The sequence below is a fragment of the Litoribrevibacter albus genome, from assembly GCF_030159995.1.
Lineage (GTDB): Bacteria > Pseudomonadota > Gammaproteobacteria > Pseudomonadales > Litoribrevibacteraceae > Litoribrevibacter > Litoribrevibacter albus.
Map to the genome: position 1 here is coordinate 172,222 of NZ_BSNM01000003.1, position 23,948 is coordinate 196,169.

Genomic DNA, 23,948 nt, shown 5'->3' on the forward strand with positions numbered 1-23,948 from the left:
GGAAAGGTTTTTTTTTGCCGATAAGTAAGAAAATATTTCTAAAGATTTTTTAAAGTTGTAAACATGGACTTAACTGTTAAGCATCAATAAGCCGTTTGAAGGTTGCGCTTGATTGGTGGTTCATGGATGTTGTTTAAGGAAGCAAAGGGAGATTCCATGCGTTCAATACTTCACTACCTTGTTTTTTCTTTGTCTGTATTGATCAGTGGGCTGACGGCCGCTGATAATCATACTGATGGAGAGCAGGGTACGCCTCCTTCTGCACAAGTTGAAGCGACGGTTGAGAAGGCGTCTAACCAGAAGCTGCCTCCCGATATTCGCACCATTATCGATATTTCCGGAAGCATGAAGAAAACCGACCCGAATAACCTTCGGGCACCGGCAATGAGATTGTTGGTGGATTTGCTTCCAAAAGACAGTAAATCCGGTGTTTGGACCTTTGGTCAATACGTCAATATGTTGGTTAAGCATCGTGTTATTGATGATGCTTGGAAGGATGAAGCTAAGCAGAAGTCCAATGATATTTCTTCTGTGGGACTATTCACCAACATGGGCGATGCCATTAATACCGCAGGGTACGATCTGGATCGCCTGAACTCAGAATACGAGCCCTTCTTTATCTTGTTGACCGATGGGATGGTCGATATCAATAAAGACCCGGAAGTTAATAAGCAAGAACAAGAGCGTATTTTAAAAGAGTTAGTTCCGAAATTTGCCGAGGCCGGCGTAAAACTTCATACCATTGCTCTGTCTGATAAAGCAGATCAAGACTTCCTGAAACAATTGTCACTGAGTACAGGTGGCATGAGCACTGTGGCGGAAAACTCTGATGAGTTGTTAAAAGCCTTCGTTCGTTTATTTGATCAGTCTGTACCGAGTGAAGAAGTGCCGCTTGAAGACAACAAGTTCTTAATTGATTCCAGTATTGAAGAATTCACGGCCCTGATCTTCCGTAAAGAAGGCAGCGAGGCAACTCAGCTTGTGGCTCCTGATGAGTCCATCATCAATGCTAAAACTGATGACCCTGACGTTACCTGGCATACGGATGCCAAGTACGATCTGATTACGGTAAAACGTCCGTACGAAGGTGAGTGGATTCTTCAAGCGGAAGCTGATCCTGATAACCGGGTGACGGTCGTTTCTGATTTGACCCTTCAATCCGATGAAATCCCACCGACTATTTTCTCGGGTGAAGAAATATCGGTGCATGCCTGGTTTGATTCTGCTGACGGCCAGGTCAAAGATGCGGAATTCTTATCTTTGCTGGATGGTTCATTACAGCTGACCAATGAAGCAGGTAAGAGTATTAAGAAAGAAATGGCGGTACAAACAGAAGGTGAGTACCAGTACGCCTTTTTTGAAAAAATTCGCAACTTACGTCGGCCGGGGCAATTTGAAATCAGCATCCTTGTGGATGGGAAAACCTTTAAACGTCAACGAACCCACCGTGTGGAAGTTCTTGAGCCCTTTGCTTATGACGTTTCCTATGATGGTGTAGGTGAAGAATCTGAAGGTATTGTGTCTGCGATTCCTTTGCTTGAAGGGTTGGATCTGGAGAAAACGCAGGTCATTGCCAAAATTAAAGCACCTGATGATTCAAGCTTGATTGCGTCAGCTGAATTGCAGCTCTCTCAAGATGGGCAGCGTTGGGTTGTGCAAGTGATCCCAACAAAAGGCGAGGGACTCTATCGAGTCGCTTTGGATCTTAAATTGGTTTTGGATACCGGAAAAGAATTTCGTATTAAACCTAAGCCGTTTGATCTGACATTGCCTCATTATCCTGAGGGTTACATTGCTCCTGAGCCTGATCCAATGGAAACGATTAAGCCAGTCATTGAAGAGCCTAAGATGTCGATGCCAGAGGAAACAACGTCTGTGGCCGATGTGATGCCGGAAACCGAGCCAAAACCAGAAGAACCGGAAGGCGATAATTTATTTATCATCATCATGCTGGCGGTTCTTGGCCTTGTCAGCGCAATTCTTGGATTCTTGTTCTATAAGTTGCGTTCACACAAAAAGATTCAGGAAGAAATCGATGGTGAGTCGACTGAGCAGGATGAAGCTCTAGATTCAGAAATGGGCGCTCTAAGTGAGCTTGACTCTGGTGAGCTTCAAGGTGAGTTTGAAGAAACTCCAGAGCTTAGTGAGCAGGTCGATTCCGTTAGGGAAGAGCTGGAACGCATGGGTGGTGTTTCGGAAGACTCTGAAAATGCCGGTATTTCTAATGACGATGTGCCAGACCTGGAGCAGGATGAACTGATCTCTGCGTTAGATGAATTATCAGGTAATGAAACCGAGTTGGATGCAGACGATATGGTGGAAGATTTGGAGGAAGACGTAAGCTCTGATTCCGATGAAATGCCAGATGATGCATTTGATCCTGTCCCTGATGAAGACGCATCTATGGAAAATACCATAGACCAAGAGCTGGATGCGTTGCTTGAGGAAACAGAGTCTGAGTTGGAAGCCATGGTTGAGGAGTCTGTGGAACAATCGGAGATTCCGACGTTAGACGAAGCTCTTGAAGAAGAATCGGAACCTGAATTGGAAATTGGTTTTGATTCGGACGATGAAATAGATGACTTTGATCTAGAGCAAGCGGCGGAAGAATCCACTGAAGAGTCCAGTGTGGATGATCTGTTGGATGAAATGTCCTCTGATGAGGATCTGTTGGAAGACATGGAAGATATTCTGGATGAAACTGACCTGGATTCGTCAGATGAAATGCTGGATGAAGGTGAGTTGATCGAAAGCGATGCTGATATTGAAACTGAAGTGGATGACTTCGGAGACAGCATCGATCAAGCGTTGGATGAATTGCTTGCTGATGCAGAACAGCCTGAAACTACAGAAGAGTTTGATATTGATGATTTAGACGACTTGGATTCAGAGTTGGATGCATTAACTAAGGACTTGGAAGAGGAAGCGTTTGGTACTGCTGCTCAGGCTGAGCAAGCACCTGATGATTCTGCTTCAGTGATGGATGTGGACGACGCACCTGATGCTTCGGATATTGATGCTTCGGATATTGATGCGTTGGTTGAAGATATGGCAGCAATGGACGAATCCATTGACGAACCTACGGAAGAAAGTACTGACGAAGTAACTGAAGATTTGACGGACTCATCTGTAGATGATGCGCTGGAAAGCGCGTTGGATCAGTTGGATGATGAAGACGATATAATGCCGCTGGATGAAGCGCTTACGGCTTTGGAGGATATCTCCGCTGATGAGTTAAATGCGCCTGATGATGGTGAAATTGATATCGATCGGATCATGGCAGAGATTGATGCTGAAGCCATCAGGCAGAATCAAGAGAATAAAGATTCAGATGATTAGATAATTGATACTGAATTAGTTCAGGTTTAAGGGGGAGCTAAGCTCCTCCTTTTTTATGCGAAGATGAACTGACGGGGTAAAGAATTTGTCTTTTATTACGGCTATAGTTTTTTATTCCTGCCATGATTTTTGTTTTGGTACTATGTGTACGACTGACAAAATGTGATTATTGATTAGGTGGATTTTGTGTGTGAATTACTAGGCATGAGTGCGAATGTCCCAACGGATATCTGCTTTAGTTTTTCTGAGTTGATTGAGCGTGGTGGTCGAACAGGGCCACACAAGGATGGTTGGGGTATTGGTTTTTATGAGAACAAAGGGTTCAGATCCTTTATTGACCCTCAACCCTGTTGTGATTCTGAATTGGCTCGATTAATCAAAGATTACCCTATTAAAAGTCACATTGTGATCAGCCATATCCGTCAGGCAAATTCCGGTGCTGTTAGTCTTCAAAATACTCACCCCTTTTCTCGTGAACTGTGGGGGCGACATTGGTGTTATGCCCATAACGGGCAGCTTAAAGAGTTTGAACAGTTGGCTTTATGTCCTGCTGAGCAACACGCATTTCAGCCTGTGGGGGAAACAGACAGTGAACATGCCTTTTGCTGGATTATGTCGGAAATCGCAAAGATAGGGCCTGAGGAAGCCACAAGTTGTGATTTCGCTCATAAGCTCAAACCAAAGCTAGATCACTTGCGGTCGTTTGGTGTATTTAACATGCTGCTGACGGACTCCGTCTATCTTTATGCGTATTGCACGACTAAGCTGTCATGGATTACTCGTCGTGCCCCGTTTGGTGAAGCTCGTCTTAGAGACGTTGAGTTACAGGTGGATTTCAGTAGTGAAACCACGCCAAATGATGTAGTTACAGTGATCGCTACTGAACCTCTTACTGACGATGAACGTTGGACGACTATGGAAGAGGGGGAGTTGGTGGTATTCCGGCAGGGGGAAATGGTCTGTCAGGTGAAGTGAGATCGCTTTATGATGGCATCAAAAAAGCCACCTGCTTGGTAGGTGGCTCTTTTATTGGGGCACTAAAACGTTTTATTACCGATCTTATTGAACGGTCTCGTTTTCAGTAAATTGTCCTTCAAATAACACTGTTGAAAGGTAGCGCTCACCTGAATCAGGCAGAATAACGACAATAGTTTTGTCTTTGAATTCATCCGTAAGAGAAAGACGCTCAGCAACTGCCATTGCTGCACCACAAGAAATACCGGCAAGAATACCTTCTTCTTTCATTAGACGATGAGCCATTTCCATTGCTTCTTCGTTGGTCACTGTTTCAGCACGATCCACCAGACTAAGATCCAGGTTGCCAGGAATGAAACCAGCGCCAATGCCCTGAATTTTATGCGGCGCATGTTCAGGTTCTTTTCCAGCTAATGCGTTGGTGATTTGAGGGGAGGATTCTGGTTCTACAGCAACTGATAGAATTTGCTTGCCTTGAGTTTCTTTGATGTAGCGACCTACCCCGGTAATCGTCCCGCCAGTCCCTACGCCAGCCACTAACACGTCGATCCCGCCGTCAGTGTCTTCCCAGATTTCCGGGCCTGTAGTTTTTACATGGATTTGAGGGTTAGCAGGGTTTTCAAACTGTTGCAGAAGAATACGTTGATCAGGTGCTTCAGCGACTAGCTCTTCGGCTTTGGCTAATGCGCCTTTCATGCCCTTGGCCCCTTCAGTCAGCACAATGTTGGCGCCCAAGGCTTTCATTACTTTACGGCGCTCAAGGCTCATTGTATTAGGCATGGTCAACGTCAGTTTGTAGCCGCGAGATGCCGCAACAAAAGCAAGTGCGATGCCGGTGTTGCCACTGGTCGGTTCAACCAATTCCATACCAGGTTTTAGCTTGCCACTCTTTTCTGCTTCCCAGATCATGGATGCTCCGATACGGCACTTTACACTGCCCGCCGGGTTGCGGCTTTCAATTTTAGCCAAGATGTTACCGCTTCCGATTCGGTTGATTCTCACGAGAGGCGTGCGACCGATGGACAATGAGTTGTCTTCAAAAATGTTAGCCATGTTAGGGGTTCCTTGTGTTCTTGACTGTGTATGGCGAAGCCGAAGTAATGCCTTTGTAAAGATATGCACTTTTTGTCGGATTGCAAGAGTGATTCTAAATAAGTCTTATTTGTCTTTTAGATTAGGGGAGATTGTAAGAAATACTGTTTTTTTAAGTATGTATAGAGCTGCTTTCCCTACTTTTGATTGAAGATAATTTGTATCTGACTTGTTTAAAATTTATACCGTTTATCTCGGTGTTATTGAGCAATTCACTGAAACTAGTTAATATGTCAACTAAATTCATTCCGCTTAGAGGTTGTATGATGAAATTTGAAGGTACCAATGATTACGTTGCAACGGATGAACTGAAAACAGCGGTAAATGCTGCAATCACTTTGCAACGTCCTTTATTGATTAAAGGTGAGCCAGGAACTGGTAAAACGATGCTGGCTGAAGAATTGGCTAAGTCCTTGAACACCAGACTGATTCAGTGGCACATTAAATCTACAACCAAAGCACACCAAGGTTTGTACGAGTACGATGCGGTTTCACGTCTTCGTGATTCCCAATTGGGTGTTGATCGAGTTCATGACATCAAGAACTACATCAAAAAAGGTAAATTGTGGGAAGCGTTTGAGTCTGAAGAACAAGTTGTTCTTCTGATTGATGAAATCGATAAGGCTGACATTGAGTTCCCGAACGATTTGCTGCAAGAGTTGGATAAGATGGAATTCCATGTGTATGAAACACAGGAAACCATCAAAGCGAAAACACGTCCGATCATTATCATTACGTCTAATAACGAAAAAGAGCTGCCAGATGCCTTCTTACGTCGTTGTTTCTTCCACTACATCCAGTTCCCGGATAAAGAAACCATGGAAGATATCGTAAATGTTCACTACCCAGACATTAAACATAACCTTGTTAAAGAAGCGCTGGATTTATTTTTTGACGTTCGTAAGGTGCCAGGTCTTAAGAAAAAGCCTTCTACGTCTGAATTGATCGATTGGTTGAAGCTGTTGGTCGCCGACGAGTTATCTGCCGAAGCGTTGCTTGAGAAAGACAGTGCCAAAGCCATTCCGCCTTTGTATGGCGCGTTACTGAAGAATGAGCAAGATGTACACTTGTTAGATCGTCTGGCATTTATGAGTCGTCGCGCCTCTCGTAATTAATGACTTGTTACTTATTACTGAGCAGTGAGGTCTGGTTATGTTAATCGACTTCTTTTATGAAGTAAGGAAAGCCAGAGTCCCGGTTTCCATTCGAGAGTTCCTTGATCTGTTGGAAGCGCTGGATCATAAGTTGGCGTTTGCCGACATCGACGAGTTCTATTTACTTAGTCGAACGGTCATGGTGAAAGATGAAAAGTATTTTGATCGTTTTGATAAGGCATTCAGTTCTTATTTTGAAGGGATTGAAATGCTCGATGACTTGTTCGAAAAGGCCATAATTCCAGAAGAGTGGCTTCGCAAAGAGCTTGAGAAAATGCTTTCGGAAGAAGAGAAGGCGATGATTGAGTCTCTCGGCGGTTTTGAAGAGTTGATGGAAACTCTCAAGAAGCGTTTGGAAGAACAGAAAGAACGTCACCAGGGTGGCAATAAGTGGATTGGTACGGGGGGAACGTCGCCGTTCGGTGCGGAAGGCTACAACCCGGAAGGGATTCGCATCGGGCAGAAAAAGTCCCGTCACCAGAAGGCGGCAAAGGTTTGGGAACAACGTGCCTTTAAAGATCTCGATGATTCTGTAGCCTTGGGTATTCGAAATATTCAGGTGGCGCTACGACGCTTGCGTAAATTCGCACGTGATGGCGCAGAAGAAATTCTGGACATGGATGACACCATTGAATCCACGGCCAAAAACGCGGGTTATCTGGATTTAAAATTGGTGCCCGAAAAGAAAAACAAAGTAAAAGTACTGCTGTTTTTCGATGTCGGTGGTTCTATGGACCCTCACGTTCGAGTTTGTGAAGAGTTGTTCTCTGCGGCTAAAACCGAGTTCAAACACATGGAGTATTTCTACTTCCATAACTGTTTGTATGAGTCGGTTTGGAAGAACAATCTTCGCCGTGGTGCTGAGCGCATGGATACCTATGACATCATTCATAAGTACGGCCCGGACTATAAGGTGATTTTCGTAGGAGATGCTTCAATGGCTCCTTATGAGATTACCCATGCAGGTGGCAGTGTCGAACATTGGAATGAAGAGCCAGGGGCAATTTGGATGCAGCGCATTGTTGATCATTATGACAAAGTGGCCTGGTTGAATCCGATTTCTGAAGACCGTTGGGGATGGGGGGGCTCAATACAGATCATGCAGGATTTGGTCAATGAGCGTATGTACCCTATGTCTATCGAAGGCTTGGAACGCGCCATGAAGGATCTTAATAAGTAACTCTTTGATGATTCTCGATGAAACCCTGAGTTAATATGCTCGGGGTTTTTTATGGCGATTTATAAATAAGCTTCTATACTTTCAGTGGGTTAGGCGCATCAGCTTAATGGAACTAGTAGTTTATATAGGAAGTGACTTTGACGCGTTTTATTGGGCTTGTATTTTCACTCGTGCTTTCCCTGATTTCTTGGTGTGTGTGCGCTGAACCGGTCACGGTTAAAGTTGGCGGCTATTCTTTCCCTCCGTTTGTTAATATTCCTGATGATCCCAATCAAAATGTTAATGGGCTAACCATTGATCTCATCGAAGCATTGAATCAACTTCAAAACACTTATCAGTTTGTCTTTGTGAGCACCACGCCAAAAGGTCGTTATCGTCATTTTAACAATGGTCGTATAGACGCCTTGTTTTTTGAGAGTAAGAAGTGGGGGTGGTCGGACTATCCTGTTGAGGAGTCTGATTCCTATCTGAATGGTGGTGAAGTCTATATTGCCCGGAAGGTGGCAGGGCGGGATCAGAGCTATTTTGATTCCATCAAAGATAAGCGTTTGATGGCGATTTTAGGGTACCACTACGGGTTTGCTAACTTTAACAGTGATGAAATTTTTCTGAGGGAAAACTTCAATATCTATCTGACGTCCAGCCACCGAAACAGTATTCGTGCGTTATTCAGTGGGACTGGTATTGCGGATATTGCAGTGGTAACTAAGTCCTATCTGCATCAGTTTTTGGCTGAGAACCCGGAATACAAAGACAAAATATTAATATCCGATCGCTTAGACCAAGTTTATAATCACACCATTCTTATTAGAAAAGAACATGCCTTGAAAGTGTCGGATGTTAATCAATACCTCAAGACGCTCTCTGAACAAGGAAAGTTACAGGCAATTTGGTCCAAATATGGTATCCACCAACCTTAAATCCTCTGGTTATTCTGCTAAATTTTTAGTTTTCTTATTTTTTCTTACCTGTGTATTGGCGTTTGGAGTCAGTTCTTCTGCTTTAGCTATTTCATCAGCTATTTCATCGACGGGCGCTGATTCTTTTTATTCGTTTGAGTCTGCATCTATGGGAACGCGCTTTCGCCTGACTTTATCTGCGCCTGATGAAGTAACTGCACATCAGCGTTTTGATGAGTGTCGTGCCTTATTGAACTCTTTGGAAAACGAATGGAGTCCATGGATTGAGGGCAGTGACGTTTGGCGCATTAATAATGCTGGGGCAGGTAGGGTAGATGTCAGTCCTCATACCTATGACTTAATTTCACGATCTTTAACTGTGTCCGAGCTGACTCGTGGTGCATTCGATATCACGTTCGCTTCAGTAGGGCATTTGTATCGTTACAGAGAACATATTCGACCTTCGGATACTGCGCGAAAAGATGCGCTGACTAAAGTGAGTTATAAGAACCTGAAGTTAGAGCCAAACCATCAGCTGGTTTTGTTGAAAGACGGGATTCGAGTCGATTTGGGTGGCGTTGCCAAAGGTGAAAGCATTGAACAGCTTAAAGCTTTGTTGCTTTCAAAAGGTATACGCTCGGCCTATTTTTCTCTAGGTGGAGATTCCTACGTATTAGGGAAAAAGGGTGAATATCCCTGGATGTTAGGGATAAAACACCCCAGAAAGGAAAAGGAAGTGATTGCTCGGATTCCATTAGAAAATATTGCTGTCTCTACATCCGGCGACTATGAACGCTTTTTTATGGATGAAGGGACGCGTGTTCATCACATTTTATCTCCAGTCTCTGGTTTACCTGCCGATGAGGTAATGAGTGTCACCGTGATGGGGCCTGATGCATGGAAAACAGATGCATTATCGACCTCGGTTTTCATTATGGGTATTAAACCCGGCATTCAGTTGATCGAATCGCTTTCGGGGTACGATGTCATTGTTGTAGATAAAACAGGTCAAATTTTCGCCAGTAAAGGCTTAGTTTCTCCCTCTAATCCGAAATAAGTTGCAGCCTGTAACGCTTTAATGAAAAAAATAACAAGGATCTGTGAAGCCAGTCACTTGTGGCTTTTTAAACTAAAGGATAATAGGCGCACAGTCTCATTGGAGAGCTTTGCCATGAAATTCATGAAGCATGTAGTGTTAGGGAAAAACGTACTAATTGGTCTTCTGATCGCCTTTCTTGTCGGGTGTTCAGGTGCCGAAAATGGAGCCGGTTCCGAAGAAGGGTTATTGGTGGATGGCCAGTTTCCTCTTGTTTATGTAAAACGTTCCACCTCCTCATTAGGGAACCCAACCGATGGCATTCGGTTTAACGCGGGTGGCGATTTATACTATCGTGAAATTGCCTCCGCCAGTGCTTCTGAAGTGAATATCACTCGTAGCTATACCAATCGACAAGGGGATGTATCTGACCCCGAAGTTTCTTTTGATGGTACCAAGATTATCTTTTCAATGAGGGGGCCGAACGACGCCACCTGGAATGTTTGGGAATACACCATTGCCTCGAAACAATTAAGGCGTGTGATTGAGGATAATGCCATTGCGGATTTAGGGGATGATGTTGACCCTGCCTATCTTCCTGATGGACGAATCGTCTTTTCCTCGAATCGCCAACAAACCAGCTTGGCGTTGATGCAAGCCGAAAACAAAGAACCTTATCAGTATCTGGATGAATACGAGCGTGAACGTGTGATTGTGCTTCATCGCATGAATGCTGATGGTACTGACATTGAACAAATTTCTTTCAATCAAAGTCATGATCGTAATCCGACCGTATTATCTACTGGTGAGATCATGTATTCCCGCTGGGATCATGTGGGTGGTCGAAACCATTTCCCTATTTTTACGATGAATCCTGACGGAACTAACACCTTCATTTTTTATGGTGCATTCAGCCCGGGGAACAGTTTTTTACACCCTCGTGAGACAGAGCAGGGCATGGTGATCAGCGATTTGATGCCATTGTCCGGCACTAATGAAGGCGGTGGACTGTATGAAATTGATGTACGTAATTTCTCTGAGAATACGGAAGTTGATCCGAATTACAGTGGTTCACGAACCAGCGGTCAAATCGAAATTTCACCAAACCCGATTCCATTGAGTCGAAGTATTTCCACGAACGGCCGGTTTACTACACCTTATCCGCTGTGGGATGGAACGAACCGTGTCTTGGTAAGTTGGACGCCTTACATTGAAGCGGAAGAAACCAACGTCCTCACCGGTCAGTCGATGTCGGTGGAAGGAACGCCTGCCTATGGCTTGTATATGTTTGATCCGACTAAAACAACATTGAGACCTTTGGTTTTACCTTCGCAAGGCGTTGCAATTACGGATGCGGTTCCTGTTGTTCCTCGTCCGGCGCCAAACGTAATTTCAGATAAAACTGTGGATGCTGATTTGGTTAATCGTAATAAGGCCATTCTGAATGTGAAGAGCGTTTACGATACGGACAGTCAGAATTTAATGGGTAACTCTATGCTGGTGGAGAATGAAAATATTCCTCAGCTGAGTGGCGCGGCGGATTTGACGACGTTAAAAGACCCTGCTTTAACTACAGCCGCTCAAAGACCTGGACGCTTTATTCGTATCACTCGAGCGGTACCTACGCCTCGTGGGATTGATCGTGAGTCCATCGGTGAATCCATGTTCGAGATGCAGGAGATTATCGGTTACGCTCCGTTGGAACCTGATGGCTCGTTTAAATTAGAAGTGCCTGCGGACACGCCGCTCGGGATTTCTGTGGTGGATGAAAATGGCAGAGCGATTCAGGTGCATACCAACTGGGTTCATGTACGTCCGGGTGAAACAAGAACCTGTAACGGCTGTCACTCTCCAAGACGTGGAAGCGCGTTAAACGGTGCAGGAATTGCCGGTAATCATCCAAATACCTTACTGGCCAGCAATGTGGAGTCTGGTGAGTCTATGGCGGAAACGGCAACGCGTCTTGATCCTGCGAAGTTGATTCTAAGTACGGATCTGTCTTTTGTGGATTATTGGACCGATCCTTCCGTGCGAGCTGCGGACGCGGATCTGACCATTGATTACTCTGGCTTGGACACCACTATCATGACTGCACCGGTAGGTGGGGTTATTAACTATCCGGAGCATATTCAACCGTTGTGGGACAAGCATTGCGTTTCATGTCATAACGATCCCGATTCAAATAATCTTGTGTCGGCCGGGTTGGATTTGAGAAATACCACCAATGCCCGAGGTCGTTTGCAATCCTACGATGAATTGGTGATTGGTGATCCGTTAATGGATGAAGATGGTTTGCCGATCATTCGACAAATGGATGAGGACAGTCTGGAGCTTGAGGTTGTTCGGGAAGATCCGATCGTCGGAGGTAATAATTCTCGTGGTGGCAGTCGGGCAAGTTTCTTAATGGAAGTTCTGTTTGCAGAGGAACTTCGTGCAAGTCAAAGTTTGGATGACATTGCTACGGATCATACAACTTATCTTAACTCTTCAGAACTGAGGCTGATTGCTGAGTGGATTGATTTGGGCGCACAGTATTTGAATACGCCTTACGAGGATAATGCCGGAGAGGATGGTTTCTTCGCCGTCAATGAAATACGCAGTTCGATTTCTAGCTTGAACTTTGAGACGTATGAGGATGAGGTTCACCCAATACTGATGAACTGGTGTGCACGCTGTCATCAGCCTTTCGGCGGCAACGGTTTGAGTGGCCCGTTAAATGGCAATTTTGAGTTCAGTAAATTTATTCTGACAGGCAGTATAGAAGGGGACTTCAATGTGACTGCTTCGATGATTCACGATGTTACTGCTCCTGATAATACGGCGCTTTTGACTCGACCGGCTTCTGATGCAATTGCTCCTAACCCTTTACATCCTCAGGTCGAAGTGGCGAATCCGGACTATCCTGAAGATGCTTCAACTGATCCAGATGACCCAAATTATGTACCGACCGATCCGGATGATCCTGAATATATAGCACCTACGATATTTGTTCCGATTTGGGATACGACTTCAACTCAGTATCAAACCGTTAAGTCATGGATCTTAGCTGGCCCGTAGGTGGCTAAGATCAATGGGGTGAAATATTGGGTTGATAGTCAGCGGGTTTATTATCAGAAGGTAGGTAAATTACCCGCTGATATTCCAGGAATAATGACGCTTTTTTGAGGAAAGCATGGACGTTAAACATCAAAAACGCACCAAGCACATGAACGATCTATTAACGGTTAACTACAAGAGATTTTCCTTTGTTAGGGGATCTCTTGTGTCAACGTCATTACTTGCTTTGGTGCTGGTGGGGTGCGGTGAGTCAGTCAAGAATGAAGAAATTGCAGTCAATCAGCAGTTGATCTTTGAAGATTATCAAACATCGGTGAATGCGATTTTTGATATGGATCTTGACGGTAAAGTCTGTTCGTCATCCGGGTGTCATAACATCGGGAATGGCTCAGGCGGCGGTTTGAAGCTCTATCCCAATGCAGCTCAGGACTCGTTCGAGATGGATTTCAACTACCGGGTTGCACAGTCGCTCTCCAACTTAACCACACCGAGCCAAAGTAAGTTGTTATTAGAGCCGTTAGCAGGCACCTTTAGTATTACTGGCAGCCATGCGGGGGGAGATATCTTTGCTAATGTTAATGATCCCAATTACCTGACGATCCTTGCCTGGATTTCCAACCCTGAAGAAGTAACCTCTGGAGATACGCCTTAATGGCTCAGCCTTTACGATTTTTAATTTTCCTGATTGGCTGTGTTTGTTCTGCTGCGTTAAACGCTGAAACACTCGATCCGGCAAGTCAGAGCAGCGTCTCAACTACTCAAACCCTTGTTGAAAGTACACTTGATGAGCCGATTCAGAGTGATCGAGTGTTATTGAAAGTTGAAGGAACCTTTGTTGATCTCTACACCGGGCCTGGGTACGGCTACCCCAAACATTACAGTGCTAAACAAGGTGAGATATTGGAAGTCGTCCGACGTCGTACCAGCTGGTATCGGGTGGTCACCGATAACGGTACTGAAGGTTGGGTTGAAGAAGAACAGCTATCCTCGCTTGAACTGGTCTATGGCGATGGGAAGGATTTCGAAGAAGCTGTTTTGGAAGATTTTTATGACGCTCGTTTTGAAATATCTGTCTTTGTAGGTGGATTAGCTCAAGACACCCAGTTTAATGGTCGCCTTGGTTACAAGATTTCAGAATTTCTGGAAGCCGAGGCTTTTTACGGTCAGGCGTTTAATGACTTTGCCGATACACGATTTTATGGCATCGGCATTCAAGGGAAACCATTACGTGGTCGCCGTTGGGAACCTTATTTTGGGTTATCCATGGGCGAGCTGGAAAATGACCCAAACAGTACCGTCATTGGCGGACAGACCACAACAGATGAAATCACCATGGCGCAAATCGGCATGCGGTTTTACTTTACCCGTAATTTTGTATTGAGAGCTGAGTTTGGGCGAATGCTATTGCATGTGGATGATGATCGCCGAGATGATTTGGATTTAGTAAGTGTAGGAATAGGAGCCTTCTTTTGAGTAAGTCGAGTGTAGCGTGGACGCAATCGGTCCTAGGGCTGGTGTTGGGTGTTATGGTCTTTGGTGTAACAACAGTGGCGTTTGCAGAAGAGACTGCTGACGAAACCGTACAAAATGAAAATACCGATTGGATCTACAAACCCGATTTGAGCGGTGAGGACGTGGACGTTCCTGCGATTGACTCTGAGAACTTTGAAATCTCTGTCATGGCTGGTCTTATTTCTTTGGAAGATTTCGGTTCAGAAACGTTCAAAGGTGCCCGATTAGCTTATCATCCTTTGGATTTTTTATTCGTTGAGGCGAGCTGGGCGACCACTGAAATCAATGATGATAATTATCGCCGTTTCGGGGTGCCTTTATTTGAGAATCAAACCGAAGACGTTGAGTTTTATGATGCTTCCATAGGGCTTCAGTTGATGCCTGGAGAAGTGTTTATAGGTAAGTGGGCATTCCCTTCTTCTTTGTATTTGATCGGCGGTATTGGTAGTACCTCAATTTTGGATGAAGATTTGGAAACCTATAACTTAGGTGTAGGGTTACGTGTGTTAGCCACTGACTGGTGGGCATTTCGGGTCGAAGCGAGAGACTATTTTTTTGAATCGGATCTCTTGGGAGAAGCGGAAAATAAGCATAATTTAGCGGTATCTATAGGAACAGGCATCTTTTTCTAGATGGCCTGAAGTTTTATTCGGGCAATCTTTGAAATGGAAAGCCTAAGCGGGGGAAGGGTATGAAAATAATTAAAACAATGTGGGCCTTATGTCTTCTGTTCGGTATGAATTTGGCGTCAGCTGGTCAGCAAGCGTCTGATTTTGCTTTACGCTCGGTTGCTGATGGGAATATTCGCCTGAGTGAGTATTATGGCGACGTGGTTATGCTGAACTTCTGGGCAACCTGGTGTGGACCCTGTAAGCAAGAATTACCAATTTTAGAACAGCTTCAAAAGAAATTTAAACGTGCCGGTTTTACTGTCTTGGCTATCAATGTAGATACCCCCGATGTGGACGTGTCCGGGTATCTGAAAGAGTTTAATTTAAGCTATCCGGTTCTGCTGGATGAGTCTCATTCTGTGGTTAAGGAATATAACATTCGTGCCATGCCTGGCAGTGTGTTCCTCAGTCGTGATGGTGAAGTACGCCATGTTCATCTGGGGTACCAGGAAGGGGATCAGCAGAAATATGAACAAATCATCGAAGCGCTATTAAAGGAGTAATGCCGTTTGAAACGGGCCATAAAACTTACTTGTCTTCTGATGTTATTTCCTCTCTTTACCGGGTGTTCCTCGTGGAAGGAAATGACTAAACTGCCTGAATTTCAGCCTTGGGTTGCACCTTATGAGCGTGGTTTGTTAAGTCGTGAAGAAATGGTGCGTGAACGACATACTTATCCCGCCCAGTTTCGGGAACATGTTTATTCAGTAAGGGGAGCATCGCAAGGTGCGACGGGCAGCCAGGGAGGTGGTTGTGGGTGTAACTAGGTTGCGTAGCCAACTCGTTTTTTTGCTGATGCTATTGCCTTTGTCTGGATTGAATTGGGCAATCACCTTACCAAAAGATCATGCGGAGGCCACCTACCATTATTACGACGGTGGTGGTGTGGAAGTGACCGGACCAGCCCTCTTTGTTCGTAAGTCCGTCGCGGATTCGGTGTCTGTGTCTGCTTCGTATTATGTGGACGAAATCAGTTCCGCTTCGATTGATGTGAAGTCCTATGCCAGTCCTTATGAGGATGAACGAACAGAATACTCTGTATCTGCGGATTACATTGAAAAAGATGCAAAAATCTCAATTGCTTACGTGAATAGCGATGAAAGCGACTATCAGTCGGACACCTATCACTTTGATTATGTGGAAGAGTTTTTTGGCGGGCTGACCACAGCTTCTTTGGGCTACTCGTCAGGATCGGATACGGTGTTAAGTAATATTTCTGATTTCTCGGATACAGCCGATCACGATTTCTATCGACTGGGGCTGTCGCAGGTGGTGTTGCCTGAAATGGTTATTAGGGCGAACTATGAGCATATTTCCGATACAGGCTTTTTAGGTAGTCCCTACCGAAAATCTGTCATTAATGGCGTCTTGTTTGATGAAAATTTGCCGCGCACTCGTCGGAGTAATGCGTTTTCGGTGGGAGCCGATTACTTTATTGAGACATGGTCGACGGCGATTAAAGCTCAATACAGGTATTTTTCTGACACGTGGGATATAAAAGCGGATGATTTTCGGTTGTCTGCAACGAAATCTTTACAAACCCACTGGATCATAGAAGGGTGGGTTCGTTATTATGGCCAGTCCTCGGCAAGTTTCTATCAGGATCAGTTCTCTTCGGTGTTTACCTACCGAAGTCGAGATAAAGAGCTAAGCGATTTTGATTCCTATAGTCTTGGCCTGGGTGTAGAGTATCTCTTTCAGGATATTAGCTGGCTAAAAACACCCTCGTTAGCGTTTGGTGCTGAATGGATTCGTTATCAATACAACGATTTCTATGAGTATCAAGGCGGTGATTTTAATCAGAACAATAATAAACAGCTTTACGAATTTGACGCGACCGTAGCCTATGTTTCTTTCAGTACTAACTTTTAAGCGATGGATCATTGCTTTTTTTACTTTGTATTCTTTGATGTTGTCTTCTGTTTCGTTTGCCGCCAATGGCGTGGATGAAGAAACCATCGTACCTCTGCACGAGCAGGTTCAAAATCTAAAGAAAGTTGTACTGGAGTTGAATCGGGATTTGTATTTGCTGGAAGAAGAATTGTTATTTCCTTCCAGTACCCAATTAACCGTATTTGTTTCCTCTGAAACTGAGAACCTATTTAAATTGGATTCTGTTTCATTGGAAATTGATGGGAAGGAAGTAGCTAATTACCTCTATACAGAAAAACAGTCTGCTTCGTTGAATAAAGGCGGAGTTCAGCGTCTATATGTGGGACATTTAAAAACGGGGGATCACCGTTTGGTGGCAACCTTCCGTGGATTAGGCCCCAAGGGGCGAGACTATCGTAGAGTGACTGAACATGCTTTTTCCAAGGACACAGAAGCAAAATTCCTGGAAATCAGTGTTGTGGGCCAGTCAGAAGATTTACAGCCAGAATTCCAAGTCCGTGAGTGGCAATAATCGAGGTTCTTTTCGTGTTGTCCTCCCGCATTAATACGATTCTTAACGTGTCCCGAACTGTGTCGCAGTTATGTTTGATGGGTGTTGTTTTTATACTGTCTTCACCTGTGATGTCTGCCCAAACAGCTCAGGACTCACTCACGTCTGATCAAGCGATTGCACGTTTGTCTCTCAAGCATGTCTCTTATTCCCAGCATCAAGAAGAGTACTTGAATGCCATTACTGATGTATTAGTGGCCGAAAGTAAGGGGGTATGGAAGCATCTGCCGAACCGGAAACCAGAAGGTGAATCGCCTGAATTATCGCCATCAGAACCTGCCCAGAACAATCTGACGCTGATTGAAGCAAGCCTCTATCACTATTTTGGGATGCAGGATGAAGCGGAAAAGCGTTATCAGAAAGTCATAAATCAATCTTCAGCTCATCTTCCTACGGCGTATTTGTATCTGACACGCTATTACTATCAGCAACAAGATTTTGCCAATGTTTTGAAGTGGGTTGGTAAAGTGGATGAAACTCAGTTAACTGAAGAACAACAAGGTTTCAAATATCTCTATGAGTTAGACGCCTACATCCGTTTGGGGCAAAAGAAAAAAGCTCTTACGTCGTTGTCGTCCCTTGAGGATCTGGAGTGGTTACCGATTTTATCCTATAACTCAAAACGCTTGGTCAGTGTGACGCCAGGTGCGGCTAAGGTGGAAAACTCAGACCCTGAAGACAGCACTTGGTTTGGCCAAGATGATGAGGATGTCGCTCCTTTACTTAAAGAGTTGGAAGCCCATAAAAACCTTCAAATGGGGATGGATGCTTCAAAGAAAGGGCATTGGTCTTCGGCAGTGGACTACTTTAAAAAAGTGCCTGCTAATACCTTACGCACGGTGGAAGCCCGTCGCTGGTTAGCATGGAGCTTAATGCAGGACGGTCAGCTCGACTCAGCCAGTAAAGTGTGGCGCTCGTTAACAAGCTCACCTTCATATCAAGCCTTGGATTCCTTTGTGATGTCAGCCAACGTTACTGAACAATTGGGTGATAAAGAAAAAGCGCTGGCGTGGTTTGAAAAAGGAATTGATTTTTATGCGGATCAGGTAGAAGCACTGTCCAAACTTAGAAATGAAAATCAGAACGGTGACTGGTTTGGAACGATTCAATCTTCCAGTGAGACGTTTTGGTCTCCTGTCCAAATAAATATTGAACCGGATCAGCCGCTGTTCTTATGGACAGAAGAGGTATGGCAGGATGAAGGTTTCCAGCAGCTATTGTCAGATCATAGAGATCTTATTCAGGTTTCCAGTCTTCTTGAGTCGAAGAAAGATTACATTGAAACCTTTGATTATATGGTAGAAAACCGTCGATTAGGTTATGAAAAGACGGCTCAAAAGATTAAACGAATGGAAGCGGATCTTCGTTTGAAGAGTTATCAAACAGAAGCTCAGGCTCATACCAGACGTTTGGACTCAATCTCCGATTATAAGGATATTTTCTCAGTTGGTTCGAAGGAACAGTTGATCAATAACAAGCTGCTTGAGCGAGTAAAGGCGAATATTGAACACCTGAAGTCGATGGAAGGGTATGCGCGAAAGCACAAAACCACTTCCTATGAAGCACGTTATGAACATTTGAACAGAATTCATTTCTGGGAAATGAGGGAAGCCTTCCCGAGTAATTTCCGTCGTTATCAGCGTGAAGTTAAGAATCTAAACGATGAACTTCAGGAGTCGGATCGTGCTCTTGCCAAGATGAAAGCAGCAGAAGTCTATGCGCCGTCTCGATTCAAGGGATATTCAGAAAAGATCGATCGTTTAGCTAAACACATTCAAGGTCTGGTCCAACAGACTCATACCTTACAGGATAATCTGAAATCTCAAGTTGTTAGTATGTTGGATCGAAAGTTGGCAGAGCGTCAAAAGGTAGCTCAGACTTATTTAGAACAATCCATATTGGCCTCAGCCAGATTACGCGATGAGATTGCGTTTGAATTAGGCCACGTAGAACCTGACTCGTCGGACGCCAGAACGCTAGCTTCAAATGGAGGCACCCACTGATGAGCCTTCGATTCTATACCTCTTTAGGTTGTGTTTTCTTTCTGTTAGCCGGCTGTGCTACAACGCCGGAAACTACAGAGTCAGATGTTTCTTTTCAGGAAGTTGAATCTTTAAAGCCTAAGATTGAGCCAGTCGATCAGGTTAATCCTGCCAACATACCGGATGTAGAACCCGTTAATGTTCAGGCTGTGTCCCATTCTAGTGTCGTAAAGAGTTATCAAAGAGCTTTGAAATTAATTGCTGATCCGGCAATAAAGGCTCGTATCGAACGTCGTCTGGCCGGATTGGCGATGGTGGAAAGTGAAGAGCTGCAAGTGCAGGGGGAAACCTTCGAGCAGCAGAAGCTTGCAATGAGTAAGTTTGACTCCACCATCCAGGCCTATAAAAAACTATTAAGGGATTACCCGGATAATCCAGATAATGACACCACCTACTACCAACTGGCTAAAGCCTACGGGTTAAAAGGTAATCTTGAAGCCAGTGATAAGTTACTCGAAACATTATTGGAGAAATACCCTAATTCGCCTTTAGCGAGTGAGGCTTATTATCGTCGGGCTGAGTTTTTCTATAGCAATAAACAATACCCTCAGGCGGGCGTAGCCTATGAACAGGTGGTTAAACGCAAAGACAACCCTAAGATGGTTGTTAATGCACGATTTATGCTAGCCTGGGCTTTATTCAAACAGGCGGATTATGAAGCGTCTTTGGATGAGTTTACTGCATTGCTAGATCATCTGGCGCCTTCAAAAGAAGTTTATCAATCGTTAACTAAAAACCAAAAAGCGCTAATTGAAGACTCTTTCCGAGCGATGAGTTATGCCTTCGGCTATCTCGAAGGTGGTAAGTCGGTCGTTCAATATTATGAGAAGGTAGGTGAGCGTCATTATGAATCTCTCGTCTTCTCAAGTTTAGGGCTTTTATATCAGTCAAAAGAACGCTATCAGGATGCAGCGGATGTTTATCTAGCTTATGTGAAACGTCATCCTTTGGCTGCAGACAGTCCTGAAGTATTTGCAAGAGTCATTAAGGTTTATGAGTTGGGTCGTTTCCCTTCAGTGATTATTCCTGCGAAGGCTCAATACGCTACTGATTATGGGTTGTCTAGCCGATGGTATACTGCTCAAGTTGATGCGGTCTCACCAAAGCATACTCAACGATTAAAAGAGTATATGGGACAGTTAGCCAGCTATTTTCATACTCGTGGCCAAAAAGCCAAGAAGAACAGTCAAGAGCAGAAGGAATACTTTAATACAGCGATTGGCTGGTATAACGGCTATATAAAAGATTTCCCGAAAGAGCCAGATGTTGCTGATAAATACCATAGGGTTGGGGATGTTTATACGCTTCTTGGTGACTCTGAAAATGCTTCATTCGCCTACTCGAAAGCTGCTTATGACTACCCTGATTATGATATTGAGAAACGATCTGCAGCAGGTTACGCCGCTGTGGTTGCTTTCCAACGCATTGCAGAGCAAAGCAAACTTGAGTCGGATGTCCGAACCAAAATTGAACAGTCTCTGAAATATGCCGATGTGTTTGGAAATGATAGTCGCTCGATTGGTGTTTTGGTGGATGCTTCTGAAAGTCTTCTTAAATTAAATGAATATGAACCTGCCAGAGACATCGCTAGAAAAGTGATCGTTAAGCTGATTGAAACGGGTAAATCTGAATACGTTGTGGATCAATCGTGGAAGTCGCTTAAATGGCAACCTTATTCTTCAAGAAAGAACAGACGTGCTTCTTGGGTGGTTGTCGGTCATGCTTCCTTTGAGTTAGCGGATTATCCTCAAGCCGAAAATGGTTACTTCCAGGCGTTGCGCCTGATGAAAAAGAATCATCAGCTTTATCCATCTTTAAGACAGCGTTTGGCGATTAGTATTTATCGACAAGGTGAGGCTCTGGCTAAAGAGAACAAAAACCAGGAAGCATTGAATCACTTTGAACGCGTTCTGGTGACTGTTCCAGAAGCCGATATTAAGATTCAGACTCAGTACGACATCATTGCGCAGCACTTGATCTTAAAGCAATGGACGCCGGCTATCGCCAAACTGAATGCCTTTAGAAAAACCTACCCTAAGCATAAGTTGAGTGAGGGGATTCGCGACAAGCTGATTTATGCCTATGAGCAAAGTGAGCAGTGGTCAAATGCTGCAAACGAGCTGACGGCTATGGCGAACGATGAGAAATCAGACCAGGAACAGAGACGTAAAGCATTATTCCAGGCGGCTACTTACTATGAGCAGGGCGATAAAATTCCTCAAGCTATTGATCGCTACCGTTCTTATGCTCATGGCTATCCCGCCCCGTTTATTGTGAACTTAGAAACACAGCATAAATTGGCTGAGTTATATAAAGCACTAAAGGAAACAAATAAACGTAAGTTTTGGCTGAAAAAAATCATTGAGAATGATAAAAATGCTGGCCCAGAACGCACGGAGCGTTCTGTGTATTTAGCGGCAGCGGCTTCGTATGAGCTGGCAGAAGACGATTGGCAGGCTTTTAAAAAGGCAAAATTAACGCTTCCTCTGGGTAAATCCATTAAACGCAAACAGAGCGCGATGCAGACGGTTATTAAGAAATATACTGCGGTTGCTGATTATGGCGTTTCTGAATTTTCTACGGCTTCTACACACCGAATTGCCGACGCGTATTACAGGATGAGTAAAGACCTGATGAACTCTGAACGTCCTAAAGGACTGGATGAGTTAGAACTGGAACAGTACGACATTCTTTTAGAAGAGCAGGCGTACCCATTCGAAGAAACCTCTATTGAAGTCTATGAAACCAACATTGCCCGCACTGTTGATGGCATCTATGACGATTGGGTAAAAGAAAGTTATAAACGTTTGGCTAAGATTATGCCGGCGAGGTATGCCAAGGATGAGCAAGTAGAGGGATATGCTGATGTTATTCAATAACTGCTTAGTCGTCCTTTTGATTATGTTTCTAACCGCATGTGCGGTTCAGCAAGCGCCTTCGGTAACATCCGAAAGAAATGATGTGCTGGTTGAACCCGTTGCTGATTACAGTGAATACGCTGGCTTAGGGCTGTTAACTATTGATGCCAGCTATCGTGATATCTTCAGTAAGGCTATGACTGCACTGAAAAAGAAGCGAACTAAGGACGCGGAAAAATTGCTGGATCAGTTAATACAGCAACGACCTGACCTTGTTTCAGCTATCTATAACAAGGCGCTTCTTCTTGAAGGGCACTCGAAATTAGAGGCTTCAATTTCTTTGTTGCAGATGGCACATGCGATTGATCCGTCAAATCCTCGGGTTTGTAATTCTTTAGGACGCGCACTGCGGAGCCAAGGTAAGTTTCAAGAAGCAGAAGGCGTGTATAAAAATTGCCTCAGTTTTGAGGACCAGTCCCCAATCGTACATAAAAACTACGGAATCTTACTCGATTTATATCTACATCAATCGGAACTTGCTCTACAACAATATAAACTCTACATGGAGAAAACGGGCAATAGCGACAAGTTGGTGAAAGGTTGGATCTTGGATCTTCAACGCCGTATTCCAGCGAAGGAGGAAGGCTAATGTTTGGTATTTCTCGTTTACTAACATCAATATTGCTTCTTAAGTTCGTGCTCTATGGATTGTTGCTAGTAGGTAGCTTTTTTGTCAGAGCAGAGGAAGTAATTGAGCTGGAAGGAATTTTTGTTCGTGGTAATCAGGAACAACCGAAAGTTCTTTTCATTATGCCTTGGCAAACAGATGCAGAGCTGAGTGGATTGAAGCAAGAGATCAAGCCAGACTTGCACGCTCGAGATGAGTATTTAGACTACTTCGACTTTAAACGTAAGGTTGACACTTTTTATAAAGACACAGAAACATCTTCGCAAAAATAGTCGTCGCTGTTGGCGAAATGTGTAATTTAATTCATTGGAAATAAAGAAATCAGAGAGGAATTTCATGGAATCTATCGTTCGCTTTTTTCAGGAAGGTGGTTCATTTATGTACCCAATTGCTATTGTTGCTGCAATTGGCTTGGCTATTGCGATTGAACGCTGGATTTATCTTTCAGCGGCACGTTCATCGAACCGAAAAGTGTTTGAATCTCTGATGCCAATGATTTCTAAAAGAGACTTCAAAGGTGCTATGAAGCTTGGTAATGACTCGGGAACGCCTATGGGTGAGTTGATTGCTGCTGGTATTTCTCGTTTAGCTGGCGGTGCTCGTCGTGATGATGTGGAGTACGCGATGGAAGAAGGGTTGATGGAATCGCTTCCTCGCCTTGAGAAACGCACCCCGTATTTGGCAACAATGGCTAACGTTGCAACTCTTTTAGGTCTTTTGGGGACGATTATTGGTCTGATTGCCGCGTTTACGGCGGTAGCTAATGCTGATCCGGCAGAAAAGGCGACCTTGCTATCACAAAGTATTTCAGTTGCGATGAATACCACCGCATTTGGTTTGATGACGGCTATTCCTCTGTTGATCTTACACGCACTGCTTCAAACCAAAACCAATGAGATCATTGATAGTTTTGAAATGGCGGGTGTGAAAGTACTGAATACCATCTTCGATCGAAAGCAAACAAACCAAGCTCAGACGACTGAAACAGCAAAAGGCGAATAA

At 44.3% G+C, this 23,948-nt stretch carries 20 protein-coding genes; 19 read left to right on the forward strand and 1 reads right to left on the reverse strand.

Features of this window, described 5'->3' with window-relative positions; translation table 11 throughout:
• Positions 1 to 156: 156 nt before the first annotated feature.
• Complete coding sequence (locus tag QQL66_RS02585; RefSeq protein ID WP_284378424.1) at positions 157 to 3,339, forward strand: VWA domain-containing protein; 3,183 nt, start codon at positions 157 to 159, stop codon at positions 3,337 to 3,339.
• A 186-nt stretch (positions 3,340 to 3,525) separates the two neighbouring features.
• Positions 3,526 to 4,314, forward strand: a complete 789-nt coding sequence (locus tag QQL66_RS02590; protein WP_284378425.1) for a class II glutamine amidotransferase — start codon at positions 3,526 to 3,528, stop codon at positions 4,312 to 4,314.
• 84 nt (positions 4,315 to 4,398) lie between these two features.
• On the opposite strand, the gene cysK is transcribed toward QQL66_RS02590, so the two are convergent.
• A complete protein-coding gene (cysK, locus tag QQL66_RS02595) occupies positions 4,399 to 5,367 on the reverse strand; it encodes a cysteine synthase A (RefSeq protein ID WP_284378426.1) in 969 nt (322 codons plus the stop codon).
• Positions 5,368 to 5,672: 305 nt separating this feature from the next.
• On the opposite strand from cysK, the gene QQL66_RS02600 reads away from it, so the two are divergent.
• The 17 genes from QQL66_RS02600 (at position 5,673) to QQL66_RS02680 (ending at position 23,948) form a co-directional block, all read left to right on the forward strand.
• On the forward strand, positions 5,673 to 6,521 hold the full coding sequence (locus QQL66_RS02600; RefSeq protein ID WP_284379350.1) for an AAA family ATPase: 849 nt from the start codon (positions 5,673 to 5,675) through the stop codon (positions 6,519 to 6,521).
• 37 nt (positions 6,522 to 6,558) lie between these two features.
• Positions 6,559 to 7,740, forward strand: coding sequence for a vWA domain-containing protein (locus QQL66_RS02605; protein ID WP_284378427.1), 1,182 nt, complete (start codon positions 6,559 to 6,561; stop codon positions 7,738 to 7,740).
• A 137-nt stretch (positions 7,741 to 7,877) separates the two neighbouring features.
• Positions 7,878 to 8,660, forward strand: a complete 783-nt coding sequence (locus QQL66_RS02610) for a substrate-binding periplasmic protein (protein ID WP_284378428.1) — start codon at positions 7,878 to 7,880, stop codon at positions 8,658 to 8,660.
• Positions 8,641 to 9,696: an FAD:protein FMN transferase gene (locus tag QQL66_RS02615; RefSeq protein ID WP_284378431.1), complete on the forward strand. Its 1,056-nt coding sequence runs from the start codon at positions 8,641 to 8,643 to the stop codon at positions 9,694 to 9,696. The genes QQL66_RS02610 and QQL66_RS02615 overlap by 20 nt, the downstream gene beginning before the upstream one ends.
• A 114-nt stretch (positions 9,697 to 9,810) precedes the next feature.
• Positions 9,811 to 12,732: an HzsA-related protein gene (locus tag QQL66_RS02620; RefSeq protein WP_284378433.1), complete on the forward strand. Its 2,922-nt coding sequence runs from the start codon at positions 9,811 to 9,813 to the stop codon at positions 12,730 to 12,732.
• A 205-nt stretch (positions 12,733 to 12,937) separates the two neighbouring features.
• A complete protein-coding gene (locus QQL66_RS02625; protein WP_284378435.1) occupies positions 12,938 to 13,384 on the forward strand; it encodes a sugar phosphate isomerase family in 447 nt (148 codons plus the stop codon).
• Positions 13,384 to 14,205: an SH3 domain-containing protein gene (locus QQL66_RS02630; protein WP_284378437.1), complete on the forward strand. Its 822-nt coding sequence runs from the start codon at positions 13,384 to 13,386 to the stop codon at positions 14,203 to 14,205. The genes QQL66_RS02625 and QQL66_RS02630 overlap by 1 nt, the downstream gene beginning before the upstream one ends.
• Complete coding sequence (locus QQL66_RS02635; RefSeq protein WP_284378438.1) at positions 14,202 to 14,876, forward strand: outer membrane beta-barrel domain-containing protein; 675 nt, start codon at positions 14,202 to 14,204, stop codon at positions 14,874 to 14,876. The genes QQL66_RS02630 and QQL66_RS02635 overlap by 4 nt, the downstream gene beginning before the upstream one ends.
• 59 nt (positions 14,877 to 14,935) lie before the next feature.
• On the forward strand, positions 14,936 to 15,418 hold the full coding sequence (locus tag QQL66_RS02640) for a TlpA family protein disulfide reductase (RefSeq protein WP_284378439.1): 483 nt from the start codon (positions 14,936 to 14,938) through the stop codon (positions 15,416 to 15,418).
• A gap of 81 nt (positions 15,419 to 15,499) precedes the next feature.
• The gene (locus QQL66_RS02645) at positions 15,500 to 15,682 is read left to right on the forward strand and encodes a DUF4266 domain-containing protein (RefSeq protein WP_284378441.1); all 183 of its coding nucleotides are present in this window, start codon (positions 15,500 to 15,502) and stop codon (positions 15,680 to 15,682) included.
• The gene (locus tag QQL66_RS02650) at positions 15,669 to 16,787 is read left to right on the forward strand and encodes a DUF3570 domain-containing protein (RefSeq protein ID WP_284378442.1); all 1,119 of its coding nucleotides are present in this window, start codon (positions 15,669 to 15,671) and stop codon (positions 16,785 to 16,787) included. The genes QQL66_RS02645 and QQL66_RS02650 overlap by 14 nt, the downstream gene beginning before the upstream one ends.
• A 37-nt stretch (positions 16,788 to 16,824) precedes the next feature.
• Positions 16,825 to 17,319, forward strand: a complete 495-nt coding sequence (locus QQL66_RS02655) for a hypothetical protein (RefSeq protein WP_284378445.1) — start codon at positions 16,825 to 16,827, stop codon at positions 17,317 to 17,319.
• Between the two features lie 14 nt (positions 17,320 to 17,333).
• The gene (locus QQL66_RS02660; RefSeq protein WP_284378448.1) at positions 17,334 to 19,361 is read left to right on the forward strand and encodes a tetratricopeptide repeat protein; all 2,028 of its coding nucleotides are present in this window, start codon (positions 17,334 to 17,336) and stop codon (positions 19,359 to 19,361) included.
• On the forward strand, positions 19,361 to 22,279 hold the full coding sequence (locus QQL66_RS02665; protein WP_284378450.1) for a tetratricopeptide repeat protein: 2,919 nt from the start codon (positions 19,361 to 19,363) through the stop codon (positions 22,277 to 22,279). The genes QQL66_RS02660 and QQL66_RS02665 overlap by 1 nt, the downstream gene beginning before the upstream one ends.
• Positions 22,266 to 22,907 carry a tetratricopeptide repeat protein gene (locus QQL66_RS02670; protein WP_284378452.1) on the forward strand — a complete coding sequence of 214 codons (642 nt, stop codon included), beginning with the start codon at positions 22,266 to 22,268 and terminating at the stop codon, positions 22,905 to 22,907. Before QQL66_RS02665 ends, QQL66_RS02670 begins: the two co-directional genes overlap by 14 nt.
• Positions 22,907 to 23,218 (forward strand): hypothetical protein, encoded by a 312-nt coding sequence (locus QQL66_RS02675; RefSeq protein WP_284378454.1) that lies wholly within the window; start codon positions 22,907 to 22,909, stop codon positions 23,216 to 23,218. Before QQL66_RS02670 ends, QQL66_RS02675 begins: the two co-directional genes overlap by 1 nt.
• Positions 23,219 to 23,282: 64 nt before the next feature.
• Complete coding sequence (locus QQL66_RS02680) at positions 23,283 to 23,948, forward strand: MotA/TolQ/ExbB proton channel family protein (protein ID WP_284378456.1); 666 nt, start codon at positions 23,283 to 23,285, stop codon at positions 23,946 to 23,948.